The 10,460-nt window shown below is 35.5% G+C and carries 8 protein-coding genes; 4 read left to right on the forward strand and 4 right to left on the reverse strand.

Annotation, left to right across the window (positions count from 1 at the left end; genetic code table 11):
- Window positions 1-36: 36 nt before the first annotated feature.
- A complete protein-coding gene (locus JR347_RS14085; RefSeq protein WP_205721230.1) occupies window positions 37-3,066 on the reverse strand; it encodes a tetratricopeptide repeat protein in 3,030 nt (1,009 codons plus the stop codon).
- Window positions 3,067-3,181: 115 nt separating this feature from the next.
- Window positions 3,182-4,207 carry a DNA polymerase III subunit delta gene (holA, locus tag JR347_RS14090; protein ID WP_205721231.1) on the reverse strand — a complete coding sequence of 342 codons (1,026 nt, stop codon included), beginning with the start codon at window positions 4,205-4,207 and terminating at the stop codon, window positions 3,182-3,184.
- A gap of 195 nt (window positions 4,208-4,402) precedes the next feature.
- On the opposite strand from holA, the gene JR347_RS14095 reads away from it, so the two are divergent.
- The gene (locus JR347_RS14095; protein WP_205721232.1) at window positions 4,403-5,431 is read left to right on the forward strand and encodes a hypothetical protein; all 1,029 of its coding nucleotides are present in this window, start codon (window positions 4,403-4,405) and stop codon (window positions 5,429-5,431) included.
- Between the two features lie 51 nt (window positions 5,432-5,482).
- Here JR347_RS14095 and JR347_RS14100 read toward each other — a convergent pair whose 3' ends face one another.
- Window positions 5,483-6,043, reverse strand: coding sequence for a rhomboid family intramembrane serine protease (locus tag JR347_RS14100; protein ID WP_235689683.1), 561 nt, complete (start codon window positions 6,041-6,043; stop codon window positions 5,483-5,485).
- Between the two features lie 17 nt (window positions 6,044-6,060).
- Window positions 6,061-6,522 carry a hypothetical protein gene (locus tag JR347_RS14105; protein ID WP_205721233.1) on the reverse strand — a complete coding sequence of 154 codons (462 nt, stop codon included), beginning with the start codon at window positions 6,520-6,522 and terminating at the stop codon, window positions 6,061-6,063.
- A 186-nt stretch (window positions 6,523-6,708) separates the two neighbouring features.
- On the opposite strand from JR347_RS14105, the gene JR347_RS14110 reads away from it, so the two are divergent.
- From JR347_RS14110 to JR347_RS14120, 3 genes are all read left to right on the forward strand, one after another.
- Window positions 6,709-8,070 carry a sigma-54-dependent transcriptional regulator gene (locus tag JR347_RS14110; protein ID WP_205721234.1) on the forward strand — a complete coding sequence of 454 codons (1,362 nt, stop codon included), beginning with the start codon at window positions 6,709-6,711 and terminating at the stop codon, window positions 8,068-8,070.
- Window positions 8,071-8,073: 3 nt separating this feature from the next.
- A complete protein-coding gene (locus tag JR347_RS14115; protein ID WP_205721235.1) occupies window positions 8,074-10,017 on the forward strand; it encodes a PAS domain-containing hybrid sensor histidine kinase/response regulator in 1,944 nt (647 codons plus the stop codon).
- A 129-nt stretch (window positions 10,018-10,146) separates the two neighbouring features.
- Window positions 10,147-10,455 (forward strand): hypothetical protein, encoded by a 309-nt coding sequence (locus tag JR347_RS14120; RefSeq protein ID WP_205721236.1) that lies wholly within the window; start codon window positions 10,147-10,149, stop codon window positions 10,453-10,455.
- The last annotated feature ends 5 nt before the right edge of the window (window positions 10,456-10,460 follow it).

Below are 10,460 nucleotides of genomic sequence, written 5' to 3' on the forward strand. Positions count from 1 at the left end.
CTATATTCAAATTATAACAATCTGTTATTCAATAAATTAATTATCAATTATTAAACTGTCAGATTTAATAATTTCATTTTCTTTTTGTTGTTCAACTTTTTCAATCTCCTTAATCTTTTGAGCAGCTTTTTTCCTATAAAATTCATCAGGAAAATTATCAGCTACAGACTTTAATGTGCCCTTAGCCTGGAAGGTATCGCCCATTGCGAGATATGCATCTGACATAAGCATATAACCCTTCCCTACCCAATCGTTATAAGCATTAAGGTTCTTACTCAAATCAATGAGAGCTTCTACACTTTTCTTGTAATTCTTTTGTTGAAAATAGATTTGGCCTAGCATGTATTGTGCCTCGGCCCCGAAGACATCGCGGGCATTATTAAGAGTAGCTAAAAATTCATCTTCAGCCTGTTTAAAATCTCCTTTGGCATAAGATGATTTACCCAGATATAGAAGTGCTTTATTTTGTGAGCTTATGTGCACATTACCTTCATCAAGTATGATGTTTGCATAGCGTTTTACCGAATCGTATTTACTCAAGTAAAAGTAAGACTCCATTAACCCTGCCCAAACGTTGTATTTATCTTTCTTACTAGAGGCCATGCTATTAAGCTCTCGATAAAAGTAAATAGCATTTTGATAGCGCCCGCTACTATATTCTATTTCTGCTATTCTTCCAACCACACGGTTTTTATACTGAAAATCGCTAAGTGTAAACAATTGATTATAGATATCTAAAGCAGCATCATATTCCCTCAACCTGTAATGAGATTCAGCTGCATAGTATTTGGCCTCACTCACTTTAGGATCCTCTGGGTATGTACTTACAAAATCATTAAAGCGAGTAATTGCTTTTTTATAATCCAGGTTGAAGTAAAAGTTCTTTGCCGTTTCGAATTCCACATTCTCCAATCCTTTTTTATCTGGATTTTTGGTTTTGTATTCAGCGAGCATCGCATCGAATTCTGAGCCTCTATTGGCTAAGTTTAAAGATTCCTGAAGAGGTAATAGCACATCTTTAGCTGTTGGATGAGTTGGATGATTTTCTATCAGGTTTGTGTAATCCTGGATTGTATTCGAATAGTTCTTTTCATTATAGTAAGCCGAACCTCTCCTTAAAAGTGCATAAGGCACCAAGCGACTATTTGAGTGGTTGTTAATTAGTTGAGTAAAACTTGTGATGGCCTGCTGATAATTACCTTTCTCAAAATTCATCTGCCCTTTTTGATAAATGGCATCATCAATATAGCGTGAATCCTTTATTTTTATTACCTGATCAAGGGAAGCTAAAGCAGACGTTAAATCACCTTCGATACCATGAATAACTCCACTTTGGTACATAACATAGTCCAAGTCAGTTCTCGATACTGTGGAAGCCTTTTTGTAATAAGTTAAAGCAGAGTTATACTCTTTAGATACATAGTAGCAATCAGCCAATCTTATTAAACCATCGTGGTAGTATTTATTACCCTTTGCGCTAGCTTCTGGTGTGGTATAAGCTTTAAAATAGAGAAGAGCTTTGTCATATTTCTTTGAGTTATAATAAGCGTAACCCAATCCGTATCGGGCCTGGTTTAATGTGGCATTATCCACAACACTTGCTGCACCAACAACATTTTGATAAACAGGAATGGCATCGTCATACCTTCGGCCAATAGAATAGGCTTCTCCAATCCATAAGTTAGCTTGGTATTTAATTTGGGCATCATTTGGGTACCTCAATGACTTCTTAAAAAACTCAATCGATTCTCTGTAGTTTCCTTTATTGAACAATTCTGTAGCTTTCAAGTAGTTAGCCTTTTGATACACTCCCTCGAGTTTTTTGGAAATAGATTTTTGTTTTTCAATATGCGCAATGGCTAACTCATAGCTGTTAGCACTCAAGTAAGCTTCAGAAAGCAAGTCAGAAATTTCACCGGTATACTTTCCAGAAGTATAATTATCTAAATAATAGTTAAACCCATTAATCGCCTCTTCTGAAAGCCCTAAATCGTAACAAACCTTAGCATATTGATAAGCACCCTCTTCTCTTAACTGTGCATTAATCTTATTTTCTCTGGTATTGTAAAAAGCCGTTTTTGAGTAAAGCTTATTTCCTTCGCTCAAGTACATTATTCCTAAATAATAACCAGAATACACACCTATACTGTCTTTATCTGAGGCGGTTTGTTTGAAGTGAAAAATGGATTTTTCAAAATCCTTTTCTTTATAATAGGCATAACCTACCCGATACCGCTCATCTCTTGTTAAGGCTCTGGAATTCTCAGCCTTTTTGTAAGCTTCAACCGCTTTAGTTGTTTTATTCTTGTATAAGTAGGCATCACCCAGCATTAAATTAAGGTCTTTAGCTTTTGATACAGAATTTACCCCTACACTCTCGCCATAAGCAATTAGATCGTCATACCTACCCTGCTTGTAGTAAAGTGTGGCCAACAATTCAGGAGCTACACTGGCATAAGCTTCATCTTTACCTGCGCGCTCCAAATCGATAATGGCCTTTTGATATTCTTTATTTTCATACTCAATATACCCTGCATAATAACTTGACGCTGCCGAGTATTGAGTATTCTTGTTTTTCAACACATTAAAGTATTCTATCGCTTCATTGAACTTACGCTGCGAGAAAAGAGAATACCCAAGGTTAAATCTGGTTTCGTCCCTCTCTTCCTCAGTAATCAAATTTAAGTTAACCTTTGAGTAGTATTCTGCTGCCTTCTTGTATTCCTTCTCTTTGAAGTAAAATGTACCTAAATCATAATATGCAGTGAGTGCCTTTGGGTGATCTGGATGCTCATCTATAAAATTCTCTATTCTTTTTTCACCATCGTTGTGATAAAGACCCAAGGCGCAATAAGCAATGTAATATTCTGCATCAGCTCTATGTGGTGAGTTTTGGGCGTCATTCAAATAATTTTCGAACACTTCCCTTGCAGAACCATAGTGTCCTTTATCCAATAAGTCCAGGCCAGACCTGTAGTAGCTTTCGGAATCGTTAAAATATTGGGTATTTTGACTATATGATTGACTAAGAAAAAGTGATAGAATCACTAATAGAATATATCTCATAGATATGTGAAATGTACTTTTTTACATATAACGAAGTGTTGCCCAATTCATGTTGCAAATGCTTCGAAATTATTTTAATCCAGCCAAATATAAACAATATACAAGCGTATACCGCCTAGTGCAACAATCGAAAAATAAGTTCTTTCAAAATCTGTCCGTCAGATACAGAGCCAGTACTATTTACACCTTTCAATTGTAAGTCGGCTAGTCTTAGTTGATGTATATTTCTGACCACCTGAGGTAAACTATACAGCCCAGAGGCTTGATGAAAATCTTTAGCAAAAAACGAATTCATGTTTAGCGCATTGGCCACGCCATTAAGCGATTTATCCTTTTGTGAAACAGCTATCAAAAGCTTACCGTAAAAACTAAATAACACTGCTACAATTGGGATGATAGGATTCTTTTTAGAGTTAGCTTCGAAATAGTTAACAATTTTATTCGCCTTTAACACATCTTTAGCGGCCAATGCTTTTTGAAGCTCAAAAACATTGTAATCCTTACTAATACCTACATATTTCTGTACAAGCTCCTCACTTATTTCTGCTCCATCAGATAGATTGATGGCTATTTTATCTACTTCATTAGAAACGCGTTCCAGATTAGTTCCGATAGAGTCTGCCAGCATACGCACTGCCTTATGACTTATTTTGTAACCCTTACTTGAAACATGACTCTCTATCCACGCAGGAAGCTTATCGTCATAAATCTTTTTAGTTACAACATTCACTGAAAGTTTATCAATAGACTTACCAAGCGCTTTTCTCTTATCCAACGTTTTATTTTTGTGACAGAAAACCAATACCGTTGACGGTACTGGGTTATTTAAATAGTCGAGCAACATTTTTGAGCCTTCTTCCCTATTGATATCGCTTATGCTTTGAGCTTCTTTCACTATAACCACTTGCCTTTCTGACATCATAGGAAACCGCCTGGCGTGGTTGAGGATGGTGCTCACATTCGCATCTCTGCCGTACACTATGGTTTGATTAAAACCTTTTTCAGACTCTGTAAGAATATTATTTTCAATGTAATCTGAAATCTGATCAATATAGAAGGTTTCTTCACCTTGGAGAAAATATACTGGTGCTATTTTTCCTGACTTTAAATCTGAAAGTACTGCCTCAGGAGTTGTGCTCATAGTGTAGTAGAATTAGCCTCAAAAGTATGTATTTATGCGTGCAAAATAAACTGTGAAATAACTTAAAAGAATATTACCAAAACCATATTATATTCCGTATCTTGATTATACATTTGTACGGCAATTTTAAAGCGTATCATTTAAAATTCTGGTATGATTTATGATTGTATTAATTCAAAATAAACCAATTAAAAAATGAAAAAATTATTTAACAAATTATTTATGGTTGGCGCTTTAGCAGGCCTTCTCATAGCGAGTGGATGTAGTGATGATGATGAGGTGGTAACTGACCCAACTGATGAGTTTGATGTTACCCTTGAATTTTCAGATGCTACGGCTAGTGTTAACGACCCATTAATTGAGGACTATGCTTCAGGAGATGGCCAATTAACCGTTAAGGCTCGTTTAATCATAACCTCTAATGATAGAACCATCCGTAGAGTTTATGTTACACAAAACATTGCTGGTACTGGTGATCAGCCCTTTAACCTGAGAGAGAATGGTTTATCAAATAAAGCAACAAAACCAGATGGTTCAATCGATGCTGAAGCTTCTGGTGATGCTACTGTAGATTATGCATTGAACCTACCTATCCCTTCCGGAATTGGTACTAACGGTTCTGTTGTTTATAAATTTTGGGCAACAAATGGTAAAGGGGACTATAGAGATCCTGAAAACAGTTTGGCTGCTGGTGTTGGTCAAATAGAAATAACAGTTGGAACTGGTACCAACCCAAATGCACCAGTTAAATCATATACTACCACAATTTTAGCAGCTCCATTAGCTGACGGTTCTTCTGAAACATTTGTTTCCTTATTAGACGGTGAGCTATATAGAGTAGATCAAGGAGAAGAATACTCAGCTTTTTGGGATTTCGGATATTATTATGGGGCAACTTTAGAAGCTTCTTTGGCTGCGGCAGGTAATTATCCGTCTTCAATAATTGATGTTGTAACCGTTGCAAATACAACTGATGCTGAGTTAAACAGTTGCTTTTTTCAGATGTCAAGCATGACATCTGCGATGTTCGATGCAGTTGACGAGTCTAGAGATTTAAATTCAATAACACAATCAAGCAATGAAAGAATTAATATGCTTGAAGTTGGTGATATTGTTGAATTTGTAGACAATTATGGTAAAAAAGGATTAATAAGAGTGGTTGATTTAACGCCAGGATTCGGTTCTGACGGTCAAATCACAATTGACATCAAAGTTCAACCATAAGTGAACTTATAGATAGAAAAATAAAACCCTGACATTGCTGTCAGGGTTTTTTTATACCTTCTTTTCTTGAGAGTAATAGCCAGCCAAAATCATTCCTACTATAGTGCCAAATAAATGAGACTCCCACGACACTCTTTCATCTCCTGGTAATACTCCATAATAAATAGAGCCGTATAGAAGCAATACAACGCCAGATATCATAATAGAGCGTACATCTCTTCTTAATAAACCAAAAAGTATGGCAAATGTGGCTAAGCCATATACTAATCCACTTGCCCCTATGTGCGGATATGGCCTGCCTAATAGCCACACCAATAGATTTGTAATCAGATAGCAACCATAAAATACAGGTCGAGCTATTCTAGGATAGTTATAGAACAGTGTAATGCTCAGAAATAGTAGTGGGAAGGTATTTGATATGAGATGTATAGGTCCGGCATGAATATAAGGCGATGTTATTACACCAATTAAACCGTATATATTTCTTGGAATGATACCAAAAAGGCTCAAATCAAAGCCATAGACAAACTCTAATGCAAAAAGCAGCCACATAAAAAAAACGAACCTAATCGGTAATATAGAGCTTCCGATTAACGTTCGTTTTTCAAACATTAAAACTTAATTATATCTTATGCGGGGTTTTTGATCATATTGAGGCCTATTAATTTAGACTCTTCATACCCAACAGCCATATAGCCTAACAATCCACCAGAAGACTCAGCTATCTTTTTCGCTATATCCTTAATACTTGCATAAAACTCCTCTGCAAACTTTTTATCAAGCTTTGGTAGTATAGAATTCAATTTTTCTAACTCGCTAATGATCATGGGGTTTCGCTCTTCTGCTTTTGACGGAAACTGCTGAATCATCACTTTCAACTTATCTTCAAAATCTACCCCAACTTCCTTGTAATATTCAATCAAATCTAATCGAGCCTTTTTTTGCTTAAGCTTAGCAATGCTAACCGCTTCTTTTATCTCCGAATTATCAATTTCGTTATCAGCACCTGCAATTAGCACTGTAACTAAAAGAGGAGCGCTTAACATCACCTCTACTTCCTCTTGGGACAAAACTTTGAACTGTTCAATCATTATATTTCAAGTTACATTCTATAAACAAAGGCTAAATTAAATATTAAATTAGTAAATATCCTTCATCTCATATTCAAAATTTAAACCTACAAAGACACCTAATTAATTTATCATCAATAAATTAACCCGGATGTTCATTTTTGGAGAATAGAGTAGTATATTACTCTAAATTTATCATCAATCTAAATGTACGAAAAGGAACCTGTCAAAATATTTGTAGTTGAAGATGATCAGGCCTATACCAAATTTTTACAATACGTATTGAGCTTGAATCCTGACTATGAAGTAAGCACATTTGAAAATGGTAAAACTGCCATTGATAGTTTATATCTAAAACCAAACATAATAACGCTGGATTACACCTTGCCTGACATGGCTGGTGAAGATGTACTCAAGGAAATACAACGAGTTGATCCTAATATTCCGGTAATTATCATATCTGCTCAGGAAAAAATAGGTACAGCCGTGGAGCTACTTAAAAGTGGCGCTTATGATTACATAATCAAAGATGAGGATACTAAGGATAGGCTGTTAAATACAATAAACAACGCCCGAAAGAATATCTCCCTCACTAAACAGATAGATCATTTACGGCAAGAGATTACTGAGAAGTACGAATTCGATAATAGCATTATTGGCAATAGCAGTGCACTTAAAAAGGTATTTTCTCTACTTGAAAAAGCTGTAAAAACAAACATAACAGTATCTATAACTGGCGAAACTGGTACTGGTAAGGAATTAGCGGCTAAAGCGATCCATTACAATTCTAAAAGAAAGAAAGAATCGTTTGTTGCGGTAAACATTGCTGCCATACCAAAGGATTTAATGGAGAGCGAGTTATTCGGATACGAAAAGGGAGCATTTACAGGGGCGAATACCAGAAGAATTGGAAAGTTTGAAGAAGCTGAAGGTGGCACCATTTTCTTGGATGAAATTGGAGAAATGGATCTTAATCTTCAGGCTAAATTATTGAGGGTGATTCAAGAGAGAGAACTGTCAAGGATTGGTGGCAATGAAGTTATAAAATTGGATTTCAGGCTTATAGTTGCCACTCACAGAGACTTGGCACAAATGGTTAAAGATGGGGCGTTCAGAGAAGATCTCTATTATAGATTATTAGGCCTGCCTATTCACCTTCCTCCCCTACGCGAGCGTGATAGAGACATCATTCTTCTCAGCAAGTTTTTTATGGAGCAATTCGCTAAAGAAAATGACTTATCAACTCTTACCTTAAGCCACGATGCTCAAACTAAGTTACTTGGTTATCCTTTTCCAGGAAATATTCGTGAGCTTAAATCAATTATTGAATTGTCAGCCGTAATGGCTAATAACAATGAAATAACAGCAGATGATATTACATTCAATAGTCTTACAAAAGAATCAAATTTCCTTTTTGAAGAAATGACTCTTAAAGACTATACGTTTAAAATCCTTAGGCATTATTTAGATAAGTACGATAACAATGTGCTGCAAGTAGCAGATAAGTTAGATATTGGTAAGTCCACGATTTACCGCTATTTAAAAGAAATGGAAGAAGAGGCCATGTAAAATATGGATGTTAAAAGTTTAAAGGATTATGTAGATAAAGGTCTCTTTTATGAGGCAGTTGTTGAAGATGGTTCAGATATCATATTCATTGTAGACTACAACGGGAATATTCTTTACCATAACCCTTCTGTTGAAGATACGTTAGGTCATGCCCCTGGCAGTTTAGTCAATAAGAACTTTTTTGATTTCATTAAACCAAGTACTCTCAAAGGCTTTAAATCAGAGTTCAAAAAAAGTATTGCAAAACCATATGACGAAAGCATTGAGTTCAGGTTTTTATGTGAAGACAATTCCTATAGATATTTGGAATTTAACTCTATTAACCTGAAGCACAAAGGTGGTGTAGAGGGTCTCATTCTTGATTGCAGGGACATTACTCAACGTAAGAAGGATGCAGAAGAGTTGGTGCGAGCTCAGAAAGCTAAAGAACAATTCCTGGCCAACATGTCTCATGAAATTAGAACCCCGATAAATGGTATCTCCGGGATGATTAATTTATTGTCAGAGACATCTAATGAAGCAGATAGAGAACAATACCTGAACGCTATAAAAAACTCTACAGAAAGTTTAAAAGTAATCATCAATGACATACTCGATTTATCAGTAATTGAATCAGGCAAGTTAAAATTTGAGAAGATTGGCTTTAATATTAAATATCAGCTAGGTGCGGTGTTAGACACATTTTTATACCAATCTAAAGCCAAAGGAATTGACTTAAATTATAACATCGACAAGAAAGCAGATGGCGTATTGCTAGGTGATCCAGCCCGACTCAACCAAATTCTAATTAACCTGGTGAGTAATGCAGTAAAGTTTACTCATGTAGGGGAAATTAACATAAGTGTTACTGTTGATAAAGAGGACAAAGATTACAAACACATTAAATTCAAGGTAAGAGACACAGGTGTTGGAATACCTGCCAAGAAAGTTCATCATATTTTTGACAGCTTTACCCAAGCAGATGCAAGTGTAACGCGAAGGTATGGCGGAACAGGACTTGGTTTAACTATTGTAAAAGAATTAGTAGAGCTCCAAAACGGAAGCATTCATGTTGAAAGTGAAGAGCATATTGGCACCGTTTTTACCTTCATCATCCCCTATCAGGTTGGTAGAGAAATTGATTTAGTCCAACCAAAATCCTCTGACTTTAAGAAGACATTAAAATACTCCCTAAAAGGTATTAAAGTATTGCTTGTTGAGGATAATGAAGTTAATAGGCTATATGCCAATAGTATTCTAGAACGCTGGCAATGCGATATAGGTGAAGCTGAAAATGGGTATATGGCTGTTGAAAAACTTAAAGCTGAAGACTACGACATTGTGTTAATGGATGTTCAAATGCCGATTATGGATGGTTATGAAGCTACGAGAAAAATAAGAAAGTCATTAGAAGGAAATAAAAAGAACGTTCCCATTGTGGCACTCACGGCAAATGCTATTAAAGGAGATATTGACAAATGTAAGGAGGCAGGAATGAATGACTATTTATCCAAGCCATTCCATCCCGAATCACTTTATAAAACCATTTCCAAGTTTATTAATTCTGAGGCGAAGCAAATAGCATCAACCAAGAATAACCTTCATAAGCAAGCTTCTGATCAGTTGACTAACCTTAAATATCTTAAAAGTATATGTGATGGTGATGTAAAGTTTATGACTGAAATGATAGAAACTTTCATTTCAAACACTCCATCTACTATTAACGAAATGCAAAATTGGTCTGATAAGGCAGATTGGGAGATGGTAGGTAAACTTGCTCACAAAATGAAGCCTTCAATAACATTTGTAGGACTAGAACAAGCAAAAAGTATTATAAAAGAAATTGAAGATTCAGGTAAACACAATACGAATACGGATCAGATTCCTAGTAAAATAAATCAGCTAGGTGAGCTCTGCCAGCAGGCTTTCAAAGAGCTACGAAATGCCATCCAATCTGATTTTAAATAAATCTCATCATGATATTTTTATCCCATTTTGGGATAATTTATATTCATATACCTTCCAAAAAATCATTTAAAAGCCATTTTTCTTTTTGGCACAGTTATCGTCTTACAACTACAGACTAAAGTTGGCAAGATGATGCAAGACGTAATTTTTTTAATTGATTCAGAATATTTCGATAAAAATATTCTTGGAATGACACTGGAGAAGCATACAAGATGTAAAGTGTTTAATTTTTTTAGTTTTGAAGAAACCCTACTCTATAAGAATTTAAGACCCAGTCTTATAGTTCATGACAATGGAATTGTAGACCCGACATATTTTGATAGCCATGTCAGTTTCTACGATATATCTAATAATAAAGAGAGCTTGGAACCAAAAGATCCGTCTGAGGTAATTCTCGAATTAGCTGGAAAAGTTAAAGATTACCTTAAGGCTTCTTAACACCT

Source organism: Fulvivirga lutea (assembly GCF_017068455.1).
Taxonomy (GTDB): domain Bacteria; phylum Bacteroidota; class Bacteroidia; order Cytophagales; family Cyclobacteriaceae; genus Fulvivirga; species Fulvivirga lutea.

Coding starts and splice junctions, on each gene's coding strand:
- JR347_RS14085 (WP_205721230.1), bottom strand. CDS start 3,066: ATGAGATATATTCTATTAGTGATTCTATCACTTTTTCTTAGTCAATCA.
- holA (WP_205721231.1), bottom strand. CDS start 4,207: ATGAGCACAACTCCTGAGGCAGTACTTTCAGATTTAAAGTCAGGAAAA.
- JR347_RS14095 (WP_205721232.1), top strand. CDS start 4,403: ATGAAAAAATTATTTAACAAATTATTTATGGTTGGCGCTTTAGCAGGC.
- JR347_RS14100 (WP_235689683.1), bottom strand. CDS start 6,043: ATGTTTGAAAAACGAACGTTAATCGGAAGCTCTATATTACCGATTAGG.
- JR347_RS14105 (WP_205721233.1), bottom strand. CDS start 6,522: ATGATTGAACAGTTCAAAGTTTTGTCCCAAGAGGAAGTAGAGGTGATG.
- JR347_RS14110 (WP_205721234.1), top strand. CDS start 6,709: ATGTACGAAAAGGAACCTGTCAAAATATTTGTAGTTGAAGATGATCAG.
- JR347_RS14115 (WP_205721235.1), top strand. CDS start 8,074: ATGGATGTTAAAAGTTTAAAGGATTATGTAGATAAAGGTCTCTTTTAT.
- JR347_RS14120 (WP_205721236.1), top strand. CDS start 10,147: ATGATGCAAGACGTAATTTTTTTAATTGATTCAGAATATTTCGATAAA.